Raw genomic sequence first — 18,887 nt, 5'->3', positions numbered from 1 at the left:
CGGTCGCTACTCGGCCGCCTGACCCGCGTGGCAGCGGGCTAACTGTGCCCGCAGCGCGGCCGGTTTGACGGGCTTGTTGAAGAAAGCGATGTCCTTTTCCCCTGCCTCGGACCGCACCGGCCGGCTGCGGTCGGCGGTAATCAGGATTGCCGGGATGTGGCGGCCGAACTTCCAGCGCAATTTTACGATGGCTTCAATTCCGGTGCCGTTGTCCAGATGATAGTCGGCCAGGATGACGTCGGGTGTCAGACCGGCCTTGTTCAGCTGCGCGGCCGCTTCATGCTCGTTGCCTGCTGTGACGACGAGGCAATCCCAGCTCGCAAGCAGGTGATGCATCCCGCTCAGGATGTCGGGCTCGTTGTCGATCGCAACCACGCACAGGCCGTCGAGATTGCCGATCGCGGCCGGGGCCTGTTTTGCGGGAAGCGTATCGGGAACGGCCGCGGCGCGTGGCAGTTCAACCGAAAAGCAGGATCCCTTTTCCAGCGCCGACCTGAGCGCCACCGGGTGATCGAGAACATGACTGATCCGCTCGACGATGGAGAGCCCCAGTCCGAGCCCCTTGGCGACACGCATGCCGTCGTCGAGCCTGTGGAATTCCTGAAAGATCGCCTTCTGTTTGCTTTCCGGGATCCCCATGCCCGTGTCATGGATTTCCACGATCACGCGGTTTCCCCTCCGGCGGCAGCCGACAAGCACGCGGCCATGCTGCGTGTATTTGAGCGCATTTGAAACAAGGTTCTGAAGCAGCCGGCGCAGCAGCCTGCGATCCGTGCGCACGGACATCGTCGTGGGTACGATGCGCAGTTCGAGATCCTTTTCCTTGGCCACTGGAAGGAAATCAAGCGCAAGCCCGCGCAGGATCTCGTCCAGCCGGAAAACGGTTGGTTCCGGTTTCAGCGCACCGGTGTCCAATCGCGAAATATCCAGAACGGCGCCCAGGATGTCCTCAACGGACTCCAGTGCGGATTCCACGTTGCGCACAAGTTCTCCGTCCTCTCCGGCCTTGAGCTTCTCGACCAGCACGGACGCGTAGAGACGCGCCGCATTGAGCGGCTGCAGAATATCGTGCCCGGCTGCCGCGAGGAAACGCGTTTTCCCGATATTCGCTTCTTCAGCGGCATGGGTCGCTTCCTGCAGGCGCTCGTTTACGTGGGTAAGCTCTTCTGTTCTTTCCCTGACGCGCCGTTCAAGGGTTTCATTGGCACGGGCGAGAGCTTCTTCGGCCATCACGCGTTCGGTAATGTCGGTGTAGGTGGTCACGATGCCGCCGTCCGGCATGGGACTGATCCGGACCTCGAAGACCGCCCCGCTCGATTCAAGACGCTCCTGAAACGTTTCCTGAACGACGACGAGTTTTTCGATGCGGTCTGCGACGATGCTTTCAACCGGCCCCGGTCCGTACTCGCCTCTTTGCGTGTTGTACCGCAGGATCGCATCAAGCGTGGTTCCGACCTGCCCGTATTCTGCCGGCAGACCCAGCAGATCGCGGAACTGGCGGTTCCAGCAGATCAGGCGAAGGTCGCGATCGAACACGCCGATACCTTGCCGGACCTGGTTGAGGGCTGTCTGCAACAGGTCCCTGTTGTACTGAATGGCGATGGAGGCATCGTCAAGAAGCTTCACCGCACCCTTGGTCGAGGGATCGTGCCGCTTGAGCATCAAGGTCAGCACAAGGCGCGACGAGGCCGCGCCGATGGCGCTTGCCAGAAGCTGTTCGGAAAAACGAAGCAGGTTGGCATCGGCAAGCGTGTTCGGATCGAGCGGAATGCCACGCTCGCTCGCAAAGCGGTGGAACGACCGCTCGGTGCGCTCTTCGCCGAGATAGCGCGCGACTGTCGATTGCAGGTCTGCAGCCGTTACCGACGTGCGCCAGTAGCGCAGGCTCGGCGACGGGGTCAGTTCCGCTGGCACGAAAACATTGGCCTGAAGGGTTTCCGCCGGAAGCGGTTTCCTGACAAATGACACGCCGACGAACAGCAGGATGTTGACACAAAGGCTCCAGAGCGTTCCGTGGATGAACGGGTCCATTTGCAGGCCGAAGAGCGATTGCGGGTTGAGAAAACTCAACCCGAAGGGCCCCGTTTCCAGGAAGTCGGTGGACAGCAGCCCGGATTGGGCGAAGGTGGGCAGCAGCAGCGTGTACCCCCAAATCAGAAAGCCGCTGCTGAGACCGGCGAGTGCGCCGACCGATGTTGCGCGTCTCCAGAACAGGGCACCGATGAACGCGGGCGCGAATTGTGCGATCGCGGCAAAGGACAGCAGGCCGATGGAAACAAGGGCAGCCGTGTCCCCGGCCGCTTTGTAATAGGCATAGGCCAGGAGAAGGATCCCGAAGATCGCCAGGCGTCTGATCGTCAGCAACTGGCGGCTCATGTCCCGTCCGCCGGATTTCATCAGGTCTGCTTCGCCCTGCCGGCGTAACAGAAGGGGAACCACGATGTCGTTGGAGATCATGATGGCGAGCGCGACGGTGGCGACGATCACCATCGCGGTGGCCGCGGACAGACCGCCGATAAAGGCAAACAGCGCAAGCCACTCCTGACCGGCATCGATCGGCAGCGCCAGGACGTAGGTGTCTGGGTTGACGTCCTGACCGAAGCGCAGCATGCCCGCAGCGGCAATCGGGATGACAAAGAGATTGATCAGGACCAGGTAGACCGGGAACATCCACGTCGCGCATTTGAGCTCCGAATCCGAGTTGTTTTCCGTGACCGTCACGTGGAACTGGCGCGGCAGCATCAGGACGGCAAAACCGGACAGGATCGACAGGATGAGCCAGTTGCCGACATTGATCGGCTGTTCGAATACCTCGGCGACTTCCGGTGCTTCGGAAATGGCGCGCACAAGGTCGAAAGGACCGTCGAACAGCCAGTAAGTTACCCAGAAGCCCACGGCAAGGAAGGCCAGAAGTTTGACGATCGCTTCCGCAGCGATGGCCAGCATCAGGCCTTCCTGGTGTTCCGTGGCGTCGATATGCCGGGTGCCGAATGCCCAGCTGAAGATGGCCATGCCGAGCGCGATCAGCAATGTGATGTCGTTGAAGAACGGCGCAAAACTGAAACCCGGGGTGATGAGGGGCCCGACCATGGTCGTGACGGAGAAAGAAACGGCCTTCAGCTGCAGCGCGATGTAGGGAATGACGCCGATGACTGCAATCAGGGTTGCGAGCGCCGCGACGGATTGGCTCTTGCCGTAGCGCGCGCCGATGAAGTCGGCAATCGAGGTGATGCTCTCGGTTTTCGAGATCTGGATGATCCGGCGCAGCAACGGGTAACCGAGCGCAAAGACCAGCAGAGGCCCGATATAGATCGTCAGGAACTCCGCACCGTTGCGTGTCGCGTTGCCGACGGATCCGAAAAAGGTCCAGGAGGTGCAATAGACCGAGAGGGACAGCGCGTAGATGAACGGGCGACCGCCCGCTCTGGATGGCGAATTGCGCGTCATCCTGTCGCCGAAACTTGCAATGGCAAAGAGCAGCAGGATATAGGCCGTTGCGACCAGTATCACGATCCAACCGTGCAGCATGTTGCTGTTACCGTCCTCCCGACCGGTTTGCAGACACCCGATCTGCCGCTTTTTTGCAATCCGACCACAGTGCCGGGCGCATGTCCATTCGCCTTGCGAACTAGGTGTGACTTCGATTATGGACCGGATTGCAACGGGTTGAAACCAATCAACTTTGGTGAAGTCTTGTTCACATCGTTTCATGCAACAACGCTCAGCAATCAGGGTATGGTGCGCCGGATTTGAGTTGAGAGGAAGAAACGGTGTCCGACTTGATGAAGCGCCTGAGCACGGGCGCACGGAACACGCCCGAAAGCGGGATCATTGAGATCTTCAATGCTGCCTCAGGCCACGAGGCGCTGATCCCGCTCTGGGCGGGGGAAGGGGACTTGCCCACGCCCAAATTCATCAACCGGGCCGTCAAGGCATCCCTGGACAGGGGGGAAACCTTCTATACTTATCAGCGCGGCATTCCGGAACTTCGCGAAGCGCTGGCCGAGTATCACGGGGACATCTATGGCCGGGCGTTTTCACCTGAAAGATTCTTTGTCACCGGGTCCGGCATGCAGGCGATCCAGCTTGCCGTCCAGGCGATTGCGGATGCCGGGCAGGAAATCATCGTGCCGTCGCCGTCATGGCCCAACATTTCCGCATCCGTGGAAATTCACGGCGCAAAGACGGTTTTCGTACCCATGCGCGAAGCGGACAGAGGCTGGACGCTGCACCTGGACGATGTTGAAGCTGCGATCACGCCGGAAACAGCCGCGATTTTCCTGAATTCACCGAGCAATCCGACCGGTTGGGTCGCGGAGGAGGGGCTTTTGAAGGACTGTCTTGCCCTTGCCCGCAAGCACGGTCTGTGGATTATTGCCGATGAAATCTACGCGCTTTATTTTTTCGGGGGTGCGGCCAGATCACCGTCCTTCTATGACGTTGCCGAAGATGACGACCAGATTATCTTCGTGAACTCCTTTTCCAAGAACTGGGCCATGACGGGCTGGCGGGTCGGCTGGATGTCCGCGCCACCTGCAATCGGGCAAGTGATTGAAAACCTTGTGCAGTACTCGACGTCCGGCGTGCCTCAGTTTCTGCAGCACGGCGCTCTTGCAGCGCTGCGCGAGGGCGAGGATTTTCTCGCGTCCCAGATCGAGCGCGCGCGCGATGGAAGACGCGTTGTCGTCAGCGGACTGCGGGAGAGCGGCCGGATCAGGGTCGCACCTCCCGAGGGCGCGTTTTACCTTTTCTTCTCGGTAGACGGTGTTGACGACACACGCGCCTTCGCGCTTGACCTCGTGCGCCAGACGGGTGTCGGTCTGGCCCCTGGAACCGCGTTCGGTCCCGGCGGCGAGACATTCCTGCGCTTGTGCTACGCGCGCGAGCGTGAGCACCTGGAAGAAGCGGTCCGGCGAATTAACGCTTGGCTTCCAGCGTTATAGAAACGCAACGGGTTGCTGGTCTACGTGAAACCCCTTAAACCTTGAATGGACGTGATTTCCATGTGGGTTGAGGGATGGCAGACGAGTTTCTAATTGATCGTGATGCGGAAACCGCTGCTGTGTCGGATGCACGGCTGTCGAGCGTCTTCGACACGGCGGTCGACGGTATCATCGTGATCAATGAAAGGGGTCTGGTTCTCGCTTACAACAAGGCGTGCGAACGTCTCTTCGGATACGAGGCGGCCGACCTCCTCGGGCGTAATGTCCACAAGATCATGCCGCGGGATTATGCGGATGCGCATGATCAATACGTCCGCAATTACATCGAGACGGGCGAAAAGAAAATCATCGGTATCGGCCGGGAAGTGAAAGCCCAGCACAAGGACGGGACCGTGTTTCCGATCGAGTTGTCCGTTGGCGAGGCTGATACGCCCTATGGGCGCCAGTTCATCGGCATCCTCCGGGATCTGAGGTCCCGGAAGGTTATCGAGGAGCGGTTGGCCAAGGCTCAGGCGCAACTGCTGCACATGACCCGCCTCAGCGCGCTGGATGAGATGGGGGCCGCGATCGCGCATGAACTCAATCAGCCCCTGACAGCGGTTCTGCTTTATCTTCAGTCGGTCTCCCGGAAGGCCCGGAACGACGGCTCAATGGATCCACAGTTTCTTGCAGTGATTGAAAAGGCCGAGCGGGAGGCGGAACGGGCGGGCGAAATCATTCAGCGCATGCGCCAGCTGGTAGAGAAAAAAGCGCCGGAACGTCAAACCCTCGACGTCGAGGAAGTCGTTCAATCCTGTCTGGAAATGGCGGAACTCGGCAACGGCGAACCGCAGAGCTATTTGTCGGCCAGCATTCAACCCGGTCTGCCGCCTCTGCAGGCTGATCCGGTGCAGATCCGGCAGATCCTGATAAATCTGCTCCGCAATGCGCGCGAAGCCGTCACCGATCAGGACGAGAAGCGTGTGCACCTGGCAGTCAACCTGAACGGAGACCTGCTCGAATTCAGGGTCTCCGACAACGGACCGGGCGTGCCCGCCGAGCTTGTGGACGGTCTTTTTCGAGCGTTCACCGGCGCGAAGCACAAGGGAGTCGGTCTCGGATTGGCGATATCGCGTTCGATTGCGCAAAACCACGGCGGTGACCTCAAGCTGGAGACCTTATCAGACGAAAGTGGGGCTTCGTTTCTGTTGACCTTGCCGGTTCACCCGCGCGAAGAAGCAACGGACAAAGATCTTTAACTGGCGAAAAGACCAAAGAACCAAGGACGGAAACAAATGGAAGCTGGCGCAGAGGCCGTTTACATCGTTGATGATGACCCCGCGGTGCGTGACGCGCTGTCCGTTCTGTTCAACATGGAAGGCTACGTGGTCGAGACTTTCTCGGACGGGGATACGTTCGTACAGTCTGCCAGTAAGTCCGTTCCCGCTTGCGTCATGCTTGACGTCCACATGCCCGGACGTTCCGGCATCGAGATATTGAAGGCATTGAACGCCGAACACTATCCGGCCCCCATTTTCATCATTTCCGGCCAGGGCGACATACCCATGGCCGTCGAGGCCATTCGCAACGGCGCCTTTGATTTCATCGAGAAACCGTTCTCGGCCGAGACGGTTCTCGAACGTGTCAAGGAAGCTGTCGCCGCCATGAAGCAGCGGCAGGAGATCGATACATCCCAGTCCTTCGAGGGAGCGGATCTCCTCACGCGCCGGGAACTGGAAGTCCTGAAGGAAATCACCGAAGGGGCATCGAACAAGGAGGCCGGCAGAACGCTTGGCATCAGCCCCAGAACTGTCGAGGTTCACCGCGCACGGATCATGGAAAAGCTCAGTGCGCGCAATGCGGCCGACCTGGTGCGTATCGTCTTGGGTCATCCGACGGCCGGTTAATCGCGGGCTCGCTCGGAAAGTGTTCCGTCCGTTCACGCAAGATTTTATCGATGAACGTATTTCTGCGTACATTCGCGGCACTAATTGTCGCGTATGTTTATTGTTGGTTTTGGCAATGTCGCCGGAGCCACCGGAAACACGTCTTTGGTTGTTCACATTATCGAGGATGATGAAGCTGTTGCCGATGCGCTGACGATCGCGCTCGAACTCCTGAATCATTGCGCCCGGACTTATTTTGACGGTGAAACCTTTATGGCGGAAGCGGACTTGTCTTCCGGCCACTGGGTTATTGTGGACCTTGGACTGCCCGGAATCAGCGGTGCTGATATCGTAAGGAAACTGAAAAGTCTGGCGGCGCCGCCGCGGATCATTGCGATTTCCGGAAAGTCGCGGACAAAGATCGTCCGGCAGGTCAGCGAGTTCGAAGGGCTAAAGGTTCTGCGCAAGCCCCTGTCCATCGACATGCTCACCGCGGCGATGGCCTGACAACCTGCCCGCATACGCATTTTCCTTCACTAAACACAATGCACGTTCGGGCTGCGGCCTTTTGCCATATGTAGTTCCTCTTACGCAGTCGACCGAATTCCTTCAATAGATTCCTCGTTTTAGAGTTAAGCCTGCAAGTTGCAAAACGTCGGACGGGGCGTTTTGGCGGCAGGGGGATTTTCTTGTTTCATCTGTCTTGGGGACGATCTGGTCCTCGGTGAAGCGGGACCTGCCGGGGTTGGCCTAGGCCGCGCAAGGAAGCGCGTAGGAGGGAAAGATGGCATATTTCGAAGCAGGTGTTGCAGGTCACGGTGCTGGAGCTCGCTCGGGTGTCGCGACGACTATGAAACCCGCTCAGGCAGGTTTTGCCGACGTGGGCGGCAAGGCAAGCGAGTACGACACGCATGCCGTCGTCTACTATGAGGGCGATCCGGCGAGACGTCTTTACGAACTGGTTCGCGGATCCCTGATGCTCTACAAGCTCCTGCCGGACGGACGCAGACAGGTGGTCGAGGTTCTGCGCCCCGGAGATATTTTCGGGCTCGCCAACGGTGACGAACACGACTGCACTGCCGAGACACTGACCAAATCGCTCGTTCAGGAAATCGATCTCAGGAAAGTCGAGCGTTCCGATGAACTGCAGAAAAGCCTGACAAAGTGTCTGACCAAACAGATGCGTGCCCTGCACGAGCACGCCGTGTTGCTTGGCCGCAAGTCGGCGGTTGAGCGCGTCGCCAGTTTCCTGATGCATATGGTCCCTGACCGCGGGGGTGTTGGCTGCGTCGGGCCAGTCGACGAGGACGATGACGGTTTTGACCTTCAGCTTCACATGACCCGGCAGGAAATTGCCGATTATCTCGGTCTGACAATCGAGACCGTCAGCCGTGTGGTTTCGGAACTGAAGCGGCGCGGCGTCATTCGAGTCGACAAGGCGGACAAGATCCACCTCAACAAGGTCTGCGGCCTGTGCCGCATGACGGGCATGCACTGATACCTACCACCTCCCGAAACTCAAGAGCCGCGCACATGCGCGGCCTTTTTTTGTCTTTTCTGGGCAAAGTCGCAAACAGCAGGGAAAGTTCTCGTTAGGGATGTTTGCGGTTTCAAGCTGTCCGGACGGCGCTTTCTGCGGAAACCCGTTTCTTTTTTAAGGTGGAAAGCTGCATAAAAACGCCGGTTTCAAGTTCCGGGCGCAATTGAGATGCAAATCCACTCCCTTCGCTTTGTTCACGACGCCAATCCCGTTGGCGGCGCCGACAAGCAATACACCGTGCTTGCCGACGAAAATGCATTTGTCCGCTGCGATCTGACAAAGCGGACGATCGCGAAACCGATCGAGCTTATCAATCTGACCGACGGGTCCCGGCGCACCCTTTCGCCGGAAAAAAAACTCCTGAACCGGCGCTGGCATCTTTCCGGCAACGATCCGCTTGAAAACGGAGAAATATCCGCCGAAGGTTCCGAAGCCTGGCTGGCCCGGGATGCGTCCCACGATGATTTGTTCCGGGTTGTAGATCCGCGCAAGTGTTCCACGAAGGCGCTGGAAACCGCCATGGGAAGCTGGCCAAACAGCTATGCCCTTGTCGCACGGGATGAATGCGTCGGCGTCGTCAGGCGCGCCTTGCGGCCCGGCGAGGAAGAACCGGCAACGAAGCTCCAGAAACTGGCCGGCCTCATGAAACCGCGTGACTGGGCGCTCGAACTGAACCAGCCTGTTCCGGCGCAGGCCGCCTATCGGATGATCGCCTCCGTCCTTCTTCTGGTCGAAGTGACCGTACGGGGCGCACGCGCCGGCTGAAAGACGGTGAACCGCATCTAGACGGCGGCGGAGTGCCGGGCTTTTCCGCTCGCCTGGCTATCGGCAAGGTAGGCATCGAAGGCCGCGGCTGCCAATCTTACATAGGGCCGTCCCGCATCGGTCACGCTGACCCGCGCTTGCTCGTCACCTTCGAGATCCAGCGTCACCAGTCCGTCGGATACAAGATCCTCCAAACCGTTGAAGGCGTCGCGCACGTGTCCGATCGACAGTCCGTGGCTTGCGCAGACCGGGCCGAGATCGCACGCATAGTTGGTCATCAGCTCCTCGATGATCCGTCCGCGCAACCTATCGTCCGCCGTCAGCGCCAGTCCTTTTGAGACCGGCAGCTTGCCGGCGAGTATGCTCCGGCGCCAGCTGCCGACATCGGGCATGTTCTGTATGAACCCGCCGGTCAGTTTGCCGATCGAGGAGACGCCTAACCCGATGAGCTGCTCTCCCTGATCGGTTGTGTAACCCTGGAAGTTCCGTTTCAGCGATCCGTCCGAAAGAGCGATTGCCATGCTGTCGTCCGCACGCGCAAAGTGATCAATACCGATTGCAACATAACCGGCCTTCAGCAAGGCGCCTCTCGCCAGATTGGCCAGTTCGAGCCGCTCCGCTGCAGATGGCAGGCGTGTTTCGTCGATCAGTCGCTGGTGTTTGCGCATCCACGGCACATGAGCGTAGCCAAACAGCGCGATCCGGCCCGGCGCAAGCGCCAGCGTTTTTTCGATCGTGTCGCGGATTGTCTCCGGCGACTGTTCCGGCAGTCCGTACATGAGATCGAAATTAAGGGCGTCCAGCCCCGCGGACTTCAGGTAATCCGATGCCCGCGCGACCGTTTCATAGGGCTGAACGCGGCCGATCGCCTTCTGCACGGCTGGGTCGAAATCCTGAACACCAAGGCTGGCGCGGTTGATCCCGATCATCGCAAGTGTTTCGGCCAGTTCCGCGGTCACGAGCCGCGGATCGAGTTCGATCGCGTGTTCAAGATCGGGTGAAAGGTCAAACAGGACGCGCATCAGGCCCGTCAGGTCAACAAGGCTTTCACGCGAAAGCAGGCTCGGCGTGCCGCCGCCCCAGTGAATGTGGCGAACCGGACCCGCGTTCTTCAGGTGTTCGGCGACAAGACCGATCTCCTGTCCCAATGTCGCAGCATAGACTTTCAAAGGCGCATCCTTGCGAGTGGCCTTCGTGTGGCAGCCGCAATAGTGGCAGAGTTCCCGGCAAAAGGGCGCATGCAGATAAAGCGACAGGCTGTCGTGCGGTGTTACCGCTGACAGCCAGTCGGCGTAGGTGCCTTCATTCACACCGCTGTGGAAATGCGGAGCTGTCGGATAGCTGGTGTAACGGGGTACGTTGCGCAGCGCGTAGGAAAGCGGGTCATTGGTCATGGGCCCATGATTCCGGCTAATCTCGGCATCGGCCTTGATATTGCTCAAGCCGGCAGTCTGATTCTGGAGAAGCAAAGTGATTGAGAGCGCTACAGGGACAGCTGGTGTTGCCGGAGGAGGCATCTACAGACTTCATGGTGCCCCCGACAATGCCAATTTCGTTGTCCGGATGGTCCTGGAGGAGCTTGGCGAAAGCTACGAATTCGTTTCCGTCGACAGAGCGGCGGGTGAGCAGAAGTCGGAGCAATACCGAAGGCTCAACCCGCAGGGCCTGATTCCCGTTTTGGAAGTGCCGGGACAGGACGCGGTGACTTTTGAAACCGGGGCCATCCTCCTGATGCTTTCAGAGCGGCATCGTTCTCTCGCTCCCAAACTGGATTCGCCCGGTCGAGGCAGGTTTCTCAAGTGGCTGTTCTTTCTCTCCAACACGCTGCATGCGGATTTGCGTATCTCCTTCAAACCGCACCGCTACATGCCCGACAAGGCGTGCATGCCCACGTTCAATGCCGCTCTTAGGAGCCGGATCGATGCCAGTTTTTCCCTGCTGGAACAGGAGCTTGAAGCGCGAAAGGGCCTCTTCCTGCTGGGCGCGGATCCCAGCTGCCTGGATTTCTACCTGGCGGCCTGCGCGCGCTGGGCACAGATTTACGGCACCTGCGGCCGTTGGCCTGCGGACCGGTGCCCCCGGCTGTTGAAACTCCTTGCGGAACTGGAAACCCGGCCATCAGTTCGAAAGGCGTGTGAGCTGGAGCTGATCGAGGGTGCCCCTTTCACGGCACCGGCTCCGGTTGCGGTCGCACGCGAGAAATAGGAATTTAATATTGATCCATGCAATCAACCATGACGACCATAATCAAGTAATATATTAGCCTCTACCGTACTGGCTTGAAACGCATACGGATCCTATGATTGAAGGAATGACAAACTCGACAGCAGCAAAACTCTTGTTGACGATCCTGCTCGCAGCAGGCGGCGGCCTTACCTTCTATTTGCTCGGATTGCCCGCGGCCTGGTTGTCCGGAGCCATGGTCTTTGTCGCGGTCGCGACGCTCGCGGGCGCTCCGACCGTGATGCCGAACCGGCTGCGGGATGCCTTGTTCGTGGTGATCGGCGTATCGATGGGCGGCGGTGTCCGGCCGGACGTGGTGGAACGGATTGGAGACTGGCCGGTTTCCATGGCGCTTCTGCTCGTCGTTGTCGTTTGCGTGACATTTGCCGGATACGCCGTCCTTCATTTCGGAGCCAAGTGGTCGCGGGAAACAGCCTTTTTCGGAGCGATACCGGGAGCGCTCAACTATGTGATCGCGCTGGCGACCGATCGCGGCGCGGATCTTCCAAGGATTGCGTCGAGCCAGTCTCTCCGGCTCTTCGTGCTCGTGGCAATCCTGCCTTTCGCGGTGGTCTCGTCCAGTGGAACGCTCGAGGGGGATGAGGGTGCGATCGTGGTCTCCACCTGGTTTGAAATCGTCATTGGTCTGCCGCTTTGCCTGCTTGCCAGCCTGATCGCGCAGAAGCTCAATGTGCCGGGCGGTTTGATGACGGGTGCCTTTTTCATGAGTGCCGGGCTGAACGCGTCCGGGGCCTGGACGCTGGTTCTTCCCGCCTATCTTGTCGTTCCGTGCTTTGTTCTGATGGGTGCAATGATCGGGTGCCGTTTCGCCAACATGACGATCCGCCAGTTTGTCAGCGTTCTCGGTGCCTCGATCGCGGCCTTCAGCGCCGCCTTTCTGATGTCCATCCTGGGCGCCTGGATCATCTCCACTCTGGTGGACATTCCCTTCGGACAGGCGCTTCTCGCCTATGCGCCGGGCGGTCTTGAAGTCATGACGCTGCTCGCGTTCATGCTCGATCTGGATCCGGCATTCGTTGCCGCTCACCAGATTGCGAGATTTACAGGGATGGTGCTGTTGCTACCGTTGATCACGGCGCTGGTGCTTGGAAGGAAAAAGGCAGAATAGCAATCGGGAAACCTCCAGGTTTCCCGATTGATTTCAGCGTTGCCGCTCAGGCTGCAGGTGCCAGAACGCGTTCTTCGAGCTGTATCCTCAGATCGGCGATATGATCCAGGTTCAGCGGGAACTGCAGCGTGGTGGTGTCACCCTCACTGACCGCGACCCGTGCCTCGATAGGCTTGGAGAGCTCGTCGCAGGCGAAGGTAACGCGTGTGCCGGGCATGACGTCGATCCGTGCACTGACGACGCAGTTGGCCGATGAAATCTTCACCGTTTTTGCCTGGACCTGCTTGTCCCCGATCGTGAGTATCGCAGGCCAGTTGACCTCGTAGATCCGGTAGGTCTCGTCGTCGCCGCGGTTGCCGATCGCATCAAGGAAGGTTTCCACCTCGTCGCCCAGAAGCACCGCCTCGTCATAGACAACCGAGCTGCCGTCCTTCACCAGCTTGGACGAATTGGCGGTATCCTCCGAGTTCTGGCGCATGACCGAGACACTGTCGCGCACACGCGCCGCGCTGCTGGACACCGTCTCCATGCTGCGGGCGATTTCGGACGTTGCGCTTTCCTGCTGGGTGACGGAGGAGGCGATGCTTGTGGCGACATCGTTGATCTCGCGGACTGTGCCGTAGATCTCGCCGATGGATTGCTCGGCGCTCTGCGCCGTGCGCTGAACCGCACCGACCTGGTTGCTGATCTCACCGGTCGCCCGGGAGGTCTGCGCCGCCAGTTCCTTCACTTCCGAGGCGACCACCGCGAAGCCCTTGCCGGCTTCACCGGCGCGTGCCGCCTCGATCGTCGCGTTCAGCGCCAGCAGGTTGGTCTGGTCCGCGATTTCGCGGATCAGGTCGACAACGCTCGTGATCTGATCGGAAGCCGTCACGAGTTCGGTGAAGTTCGACTTCGTCTCTTCCGCGCGGTCCGAAGCCCTGGCCGCGATTTCCGCCGAATGGTCCGCATTGCGCCGGATTTCCTGAATGGAGGAAATCAGTTCTTCCGCCGCCGAGGAAACGGTTGCCACCATCGAGGAGGTGTCGCTGGCTTCCTTGTCGAGAACTGTCGCCTGATTGGTTGAATTGTCAGATGTCTGCGTCAGCGTTTCCGCAGTCTCCGACATTTCCGTTGAGGAGTGGGACATGCGCTGGAAGATGCCGCGAATGGTATTGCCGAAGATACCGATCATCTGATCCAGTTCGTCGCGCCGCCGGTTTGAGGTTTCGCGGTTTTTCTCCTGCTGCTCGCGCATCGCCTGGCGTTCGACAAGGCCCTCGCGGAACACCACGACCGCGCGGGTCATCTCAGCGATTTCGTCCTTGCCATTGATAGCTGCGATCTCGGTTTCCAGACGATTGTGGGACAGATCCTCCATCGTGCGTGCAAGTCCGTTGATCGGCCGGCTGATCATCCGTCCCAGCATGATGGCTGCGGCAAGACCGATGACAAATCCGATCACGGTTCCACCGATTGAAAACAGAATCGAATTAGCGGTTTGCGCGTGAACCTTGGCCTCCAGCTTGTGTTCGGCAACGATCGCAAATTGCTTGATCGCGGCAAGGTCGTCGGCGATGATCTTGGCTTCAGCGAACATGACGTCATGTTCCAGGTGCCGAATGTCCTTTTCAAGCGTCCGGAATTCGTTGAGAGCGCTTACATAGACCTCGATCTGCTTGAGCGCATCGTCGACCAGTTGCTTGTCTTCGCCATCGAGCTTGGCCATTGCGTCGCTGGTCAGATCCTTTTTGACCCTGTCGATCTCGGAAAGCGCATACTCGAGCTCACTTTCCATTCCGGAATAGATGAACCGGTTGGCATGGTCCCGGGCGATCAGAAGATGGATCATGGCGTCTGTCACAAGCGCGACGGTTTCCGTCGGCTTGCCGTTTTTTGAGTCCTGTTCCTGCTTGTGCTTGAAGACTGTCACGATCTCGTATTGAAGCTTGTCGCCGGCCTTGTGCAGGCTGTTGTCGACAATGTCCTTTTGAAGCGCGCGCTCATGCGCGACCTTCTGGAAGTTCTTCCAGTAGATTTCAACATGTTTGCGAGCGTCTTCGAGGCGCTCGATCTCTTCCGGCACATGCAGCTTCTTGATCTTGACGTCGATCAACTCAAGTACATTCGTATGGGCAGCATCGACCGCTTGCAGCTTGTCATCCGACGAGTTCTCAACGTATTCGATCGCCTTGATCTCCATATGGGAGAAGGCTTGGGTGACGTCTGTCGCTGCGGCAAGCGCGTTGCCATGTTCGGTGAATTCAGTGAACTCTTGATCCAGTGTGTGGAACATCATCGCTGACTTTCCGCCGAGGAAAGCCATAATCAAGAGTAATGCACCGAAGGCAAGCAGAAGCTTCTGCGTCAGCCGCATATTGTAAAACCAGGCCACGATATCCCCTCCGAAAACGTGGTTGAATGGAAAGTCAGTAAGAGGTGAGTTCGCTCACGGTCTCGATCAGGACATCGTTCGTGAAGGGTTTCTTCAGAACCGCGTCCGCCTGGGTCGAGGAAAGCTGCAAGGCATTGTCAGCCGGGATGCCGGCACCGCCGCCCGACATTGCAATCACCTTTGGAGCCGCCGTTTTCGTCTTGAGCTCGAACACGACATCGGTTCCGTCCGAAGCCGGCATCATGATGTCGGTGATGACAAGATCGAATTGCCGCGACGCGGCAATTTCCAGTCCCTTGTTTCCGTCATCCGCTTCGACGACGTCGTGACCGGCCTTGCGGAGCGTTGCTGCAATGGCATGCCGGACCGGCTGCATATCGTCAATCAGTAGAATGTGGCACATAGTTCGGTATCTCCCAGATCTACCGAACTACAACCCTACGTAATTGTCGGTATATCTATAGTAAACATACAACCTCGTCCGTCACCATTAGGTTGTAAAAGGCCCTCTGCAACTATTATTTGTCCATCAACTTTATTAATAATTTGCAAAGCGACGGAAAGGCCAAGGCCAGTGCCATTTTTACTGATGCTTTTGGAGTAAAACGGATCAAATACTTTTTGCCGCAGGTCAAATGGAATGCCTGGTCCATTATCGGCAATCGAGATTTGTGTCCGGGAACCTTCGAGTTCTGCGAGTTCTATACGTATTGTCCCTGAATGCTTGGTCGCCTGGGAGGCGTTTGTGACGATATTGATGATTACTTGCGCAAACATGGTTTCACTGATCGGAATATTCATGTCGTTTGGAACGTTCCTGAAACCGGTTTCAATGATCACTGTCGGCGGCAGCATGAGGCGCACAAGTTCAACTGCGCGAATGAGGGCATCGGGCAAGGTTGTTACGCCTGATTCCTCTTCGAATCGGCCTCTTGAAAGGCCCAGCAGGTTGTTTGACAGTTCCGCGGCCTGAGTTGCACTGTAATGCGCCATCTCCAGGTCGGTCCGGATGCCCGGGTCGGAAATGTCGGGCAGGTGCAGTGAGATCAGGCTCGTGACAGGATGCAGCAGGTTGTTGAGCTGATGGGCAAGCGCACCGGACGCCGTACCGAGCGCTTCCAGACGGTTGCGTGCGATCTCGCTCTCGGCCCTGAAACGTTCCTCGGTGATATCCCGCTGTATACCCAGATAGGCGGACAGATCCCCCCGAGAATCGAAGATCGGCGCCATGCGCAGTGAATTGAGGAACGGTTCGCCTGTTTTCCGGTAGTTCAGCAGCACCACATCTATGGGTTCGCGGTTGTCGATCGCCTTCCGGATCCGGGCGACATCGTCGGCGCTTGTCTCGTCACCTTGCAGGAACCGGCAGTTCCGGCCCAGGACTTCCTCCGAGGCATACCCGGTGGTTCTTTGGAAGGACGGATTGACGTATGTGAGGGGCAGGTCCGGCTGACTGGCGTCCGAAACGCTGACCGTGTCGGGTGAGCCTTCAAGCAAGGACTTCAGGAGATCGGGCGATGTCCCGGCGATCTTTTCAAGGGCGGCGTAACCCTGATCCATGCGGTCTTGCATTTCAGTCTCCCCCACGAAGCGCTGACAAGCTCACTTGTGCAAGGTTAGGCGGAGAAGCGAAAAAACGGAAGAGCGCAGAGCTTGTGTTTCCCACAGGAAACAACGCCCGTTTGTTTCTTCCGAAATCCGCGGAGACGGGTATCGGCGTGCACAAAGCGGCGCAGTCAGGGCCTGATAAAGTGCAGTGTTCTGAATTCCTGCCGCCATGAGGACACTCTCTCTGCCAACGCCCCGGGGTCGTTGGCACGCAGGGCGTCCGCAATCAGACCGGCAAGGCGCGGCATGTCCTTTGACGTCATGCCCCAGCGAACCAGTTCAGGTGTGCCGATGCGCAATCCGTTCATGTCACCGTCGACCGGTGCGCAGGGCAGACCGATGCCACAGGCGAGGAACCCGGCCTTGCGCAATTTCTTCGAAGCGGCCTGACCTCCACCGTAGGCGGCCGCCTCCACCGCGAACTGATGCGATGCGGTCATTCCCTTCGACGTCTCGAACACAGGGATGCCCTCCTCTGCGAGGGCGCGGGCAAGCGCCTGCGCACTTGCAGCCATTTCTTGGGCGTAGCCAGCGCCGAAGTCGCGCCAGTCCAGCAGCGAAACGGCAAGCGCGGCGGACTTGGCGACGTCGAAATTGGCCGTCAGACCGGGAAAGGCAATGGCATCGAGCCTGTGCGCCAGATCCTGGTCGTTGGTGACGATCAGGCCGCCGGCGGGCCCGCCGAGGCTTTTGTATGTGCTCATGGTCATGAGGTGCGCACCGTCGGCGAGCGGGTCGGAAAAAACACCGCCCGCGATCATGCCGCATTGATGGGCCGCATCGAAAAGAACGAATGCCCCGGCCTCGTCCGCGATCGCCCGGATGTCTGAAACCGGATGCGGGAAGAGATTGAGGCTCATCCCGATGGTGATCAGCTTCGGTTTGAGACGGTGCGCCATCTCGCGAAGGCCCCCCAGATCGATCGTGTAGCCGTCGGCATCGACGGGAGCCTCGTGGATCTCAAGACCGTAGAGACCGGCACAGCCCGGCCCGTGATGGGTGACGTGACCACCAACGGAAGCGGGCGGAGCGATGATGACATCACCTGGCTTCGTCGTCGCCATGAACGCATAGAGGTTGGCCATCGCTCCGGAGGCCACCCGGATTTCGGCATGGTGTGCGTTGAAGATCTCGCAGGCGAGATCCGCCGCAATGACCTCGATTTCCTCGATGGCTTCAAGACCCATCTCGTATTTGTCGCCCGGATAGCCGAGAGAGGGGCGCGATCCCAGTCCGCTGGCCAGGAGCGCTTCGGCCCTCGGGTTCATGACGTTGGTCGCCGGATTGAGGTTGAAGCAGTCCCGTTCATGTATCTTGCGGTTTTCGTCCACCAACTGGTCGATCCGCTCCGCAATCAGATCCGAGGTCAGCGTCCGCATGTTTTCGCTGATCCCGTCGATCCGCGCCGCGACCGTCTGAGGCAGCCAGGGCCGAAGTTCATGTACTGACATTGAAAGTCCTCCAAAGCGTGTTGGCCCCAAGGTGAACCCGCGCTTGAAAAATCTCAAATCAGTTTTTAGAAAAGTAAGGGCTAGAAAAACTAGGTCTCATGATGCCCGTATCTCCACCGCCCCCCCGAATTCCTTCGCTCAACGCCCTGCGTGCCTTCGAAGCTGCGGCCCGCCTTGGCGGCTTCGCACGAGCAGCCGATGAACTCGGTGTGACACCGGGCGCAGTTGCCGCACAGATCAAGTCGCTTGAGGAAGACGTTGGTGCTGCCCTGTTCGCCCGCAATTCCAGGGGTGTGCAGCTCACATCCATCGGACAAAGGTCATTGCGGGCATTTGTGGAGGCATTTGATCTGCTGGGCGGGGCAGTGCGTGATCTCAGGCAGGACGCTGCACCCGGAAAGGTGCACATTGCCGCGCTGCCCGCCCTTGCACAGCTTTGGCTCGCACCGCGCCTGCCCTTGCTGCGCCAAAATATGCCGGGGGTGGACGTCTCAGTGACGGCGCTGGAAACGCCGCCCAACCTCAAGCGGGTGCCGTTTGACATCTGTCTTTTCTATGGTGACGACACTCAAAGCGGGAATGTCTGGACACAAAGCGACGAGCTGCTTCCGGTCTGCGCGCCCGAACTCGCAGAAATGCTCACTCATCCGCGGGATCTGAAATCCACGGTGTGCTTGACGGATGTCTCATGGGAAACGGACTGGACGCTCTGGGCCGCCAAGGCGATGCCCGGTGATGCGTTTGTGCCGAACGGTCCATCCTATTCGCTCTACGCGGTCGCAGTCGAGGAAGCGCTGAACGGGGCAGGGGTCCTGATGGCGCACAGGTCGCTTGTCGAGAGGCATCTGCGAAGCGGGCGTCTGGTGGCGCCGTTCACGCAGTCGGTGCCGCTGTCTCAAAGGATCTCGATGTGGATTCAGCCGGGCACCCGCAGGCCCGAGGTCATCGAAAACGTCATTGATAACCTCACAAAAGTGCTTCGTTAAAAA

Annotated in this window: 15 protein-coding genes; 9 read left to right on the top strand and 6 right to left on the bottom strand. The window is 58.9% G+C overall.

Features of this window, described 5'->3' with window-relative positions:
• Positions 1–6 precede the first annotated feature (6 nt).
• Positions 7–3,528, bottom strand: a complete 3,522-nt coding sequence (locus RDA78_RS28100; protein WP_434053040.1) for a PAS domain-containing hybrid sensor histidine kinase/response regulator — start codon at positions 3,526–3,528, stop codon at positions 7–9.
• Positions 3,529–3,782: 254 nt separating this feature from the next.
• On the opposite strand from RDA78_RS28100, the gene RDA78_RS28095 reads away from it, so the two are divergent.
• The 6 genes from RDA78_RS28095 (at position 3,783) to RDA78_RS28070 (ending at position 9,113) form a co-directional block, all read left to right on the top strand.
• The gene (locus tag RDA78_RS28095) at positions 3,783–4,943 is read left to right on the top strand and encodes a pyridoxal phosphate-dependent aminotransferase (RefSeq protein WP_434056226.1); all 1,161 of its coding nucleotides are present in this window, start codon (positions 3,783–3,785) and stop codon (positions 4,941–4,943) included.
• A gap of 74 nt (positions 4,944–5,017) precedes the next feature.
• A complete protein-coding gene (locus RDA78_RS28090; protein WP_434053039.1) occupies positions 5,018–6,181 on the top strand; it encodes a two-component system sensor histidine kinase NtrB in 1,164 nt (387 codons plus the stop codon).
• A 36-nt stretch (positions 6,182–6,217) separates the two neighbouring features.
• Positions 6,218–6,829: a response regulator transcription factor gene (locus RDA78_RS28085; protein WP_434053038.1), complete on the top strand. Its 612-nt coding sequence runs from the start codon at positions 6,218–6,220 to the stop codon at positions 6,827–6,829.
• Positions 6,830–6,973: 144 nt separating this feature from the next.
• Positions 6,974–7,315, top strand: coding sequence for a response regulator (locus RDA78_RS28080; protein ID WP_434053037.1), 342 nt, complete (start codon positions 6,974–6,976; stop codon positions 7,313–7,315).
• 277 nt (positions 7,316–7,592) lie between these two features.
• The gene (locus RDA78_RS28075) at positions 7,593–8,306 is read left to right on the top strand and encodes a helix-turn-helix domain-containing protein (protein WP_434053036.1); all 714 of its coding nucleotides are present in this window, start codon (positions 7,593–7,595) and stop codon (positions 8,304–8,306) included.
• A 210-nt stretch (positions 8,307–8,516) separates the two neighbouring features.
• Positions 8,517–9,113 carry a hypothetical protein gene (locus RDA78_RS28070; protein WP_434053035.1) on the top strand — a complete coding sequence of 199 codons (597 nt, stop codon included), beginning with the start codon at positions 8,517–8,519 and terminating at the stop codon, positions 9,111–9,113.
• Positions 9,114–9,130: 17 nt separating this feature from the next.
• On the opposite strand, the gene hemN is transcribed toward RDA78_RS28070, so the two are convergent.
• Positions 9,131–10,507, bottom strand: coding sequence for an oxygen-independent coproporphyrinogen III oxidase (gene hemN / locus RDA78_RS28065; RefSeq protein ID WP_434053034.1), 1,377 nt, complete (start codon positions 10,505–10,507; stop codon positions 9,131–9,133).
• 76 nt (positions 10,508–10,583) lie between these two features.
• On the opposite strand from hemN, the gene RDA78_RS28060 reads away from it, so the two are divergent.
• Positions 10,584–11,318, top strand: coding sequence for a glutathione S-transferase family protein (locus RDA78_RS28060; protein WP_434053033.1), 735 nt, complete (start codon positions 10,584–10,586; stop codon positions 11,316–11,318).
• A gap of 106 nt (positions 11,319–11,424) precedes the next feature.
• Complete coding sequence (locus RDA78_RS28055; protein ID WP_434053032.1) at positions 11,425–12,465, top strand: AbrB family transcriptional regulator; 1,041 nt, start codon at positions 11,425–11,427, stop codon at positions 12,463–12,465.
• A 46-nt stretch (positions 12,466–12,511) separates the two neighbouring features.
• On the opposite strand, the gene RDA78_RS28050 is transcribed toward RDA78_RS28055, so the two are convergent.
• From RDA78_RS28050 to glyA, 4 genes are all read right to left on the bottom strand, one after another.
• Positions 12,512–14,839 carry a methyl-accepting chemotaxis protein gene (locus tag RDA78_RS28050; RefSeq protein ID WP_434053031.1) on the bottom strand — a complete coding sequence of 776 codons (2,328 nt, stop codon included), beginning with the start codon at positions 14,837–14,839 and terminating at the stop codon, positions 12,512–12,514.
• Between the two features lie 34 nt (positions 14,840–14,873).
• A complete protein-coding gene (locus tag RDA78_RS28045; RefSeq protein ID WP_434053030.1) occupies positions 14,874–15,242 on the bottom strand; it encodes a response regulator in 369 nt (122 codons plus the stop codon).
• A gap of 35 nt (positions 15,243–15,277) precedes the next feature.
• The gene (locus RDA78_RS28040; protein WP_434053029.1) at positions 15,278–16,411 is read right to left on the bottom strand and encodes a two-component system sensor histidine kinase NtrB; all 1,134 of its coding nucleotides are present in this window, start codon (positions 16,409–16,411) and stop codon (positions 15,278–15,280) included.
• A gap of 164 nt (positions 16,412–16,575) precedes the next feature.
• Positions 16,576–17,898 carry a serine hydroxymethyltransferase gene (gene glyA, locus RDA78_RS28035; RefSeq protein WP_434053028.1) on the bottom strand — a complete coding sequence of 441 codons (1,323 nt, stop codon included), beginning with the start codon at positions 17,896–17,898 and terminating at the stop codon, positions 16,576–16,578.
• Positions 17,899–17,996: 98 nt separating this feature from the next.
• Here glyA and RDA78_RS28030 point away from each other — a divergent pair, with 98 nt between their 5' ends.
• Entirely contained in the window at positions 17,997–18,884 is an 888-nt protein-coding gene (locus RDA78_RS28030) for a LysR family transcriptional regulator (protein WP_434053027.1), read from the top strand.
• Positions 18,885–18,887: the final 3 nt, after the last annotated feature.

This window comes from Roseibium sp., assembly GCF_051016195.1.
Classification (GTDB): Bacteria; Pseudomonadota; Alphaproteobacteria; order Rhizobiales; family Stappiaceae; genus Roseibium.
This window is presented reverse-complemented; position numbering and strand designations above follow the sequence as displayed.

Coding starts and splice junctions, on each gene's coding strand:
- RDA78_RS28100 (WP_434053040.1), bottom strand. CDS start 3,528: ATGCTGCACGGTTGGATCGTGATACTGGTCGCAACGGCCTATATCCTG.
- RDA78_RS28095 (WP_434056226.1), top strand. CDS start 3,783: ATGAAGCGCCTGAGCACGGGCGCACGGAACACGCCCGAAAGCGGGATC.
- RDA78_RS28090 (WP_434053039.1), top strand. CDS start 5,018: ATGGCAGACGAGTTTCTAATTGATCGTGATGCGGAAACCGCTGCTGTG.
- RDA78_RS28085 (WP_434053038.1), top strand. CDS start 6,218: ATGGAAGCTGGCGCAGAGGCCGTTTACATCGTTGATGATGACCCCGCG.
- RDA78_RS28075 (WP_434053036.1), top strand. CDS start 7,593: ATGGCATATTTCGAAGCAGGTGTTGCAGGTCACGGTGCTGGAGCTCGC.
- RDA78_RS28070 (WP_434053035.1), top strand. CDS start 8,517: ATGCAAATCCACTCCCTTCGCTTTGTTCACGACGCCAATCCCGTTGGC.
- hemN (WP_434053034.1), bottom strand. CDS start 10,507: ATGACCAATGACCCGCTTTCCTACGCGCTGCGCAACGTACCCCGTTAC.
- RDA78_RS28055 (WP_434053032.1), top strand. CDS start 11,425: ATGACAAACTCGACAGCAGCAAAACTCTTGTTGACGATCCTGCTCGCA.
- RDA78_RS28045 (WP_434053030.1), bottom strand. CDS start 15,242: ATGTGCCACATTCTACTGATTGACGATATGCAGCCGGTCCGGCATGCC.
- RDA78_RS28040 (WP_434053029.1), bottom strand. CDS start 16,411: ATGCAAGACCGCATGGATCAGGGTTACGCCGCCCTTGAAAAGATCGCC.
- glyA (WP_434053028.1), bottom strand. CDS start 17,898: ATGTCAGTACATGAACTTCGGCCCTGGCTGCCTCAGACGGTCGCGGCG.
- RDA78_RS28030 (WP_434053027.1), top strand. CDS start 17,997: ATGATGCCCGTATCTCCACCGCCCCCCCGAATTCCTTCGCTCAACGCC.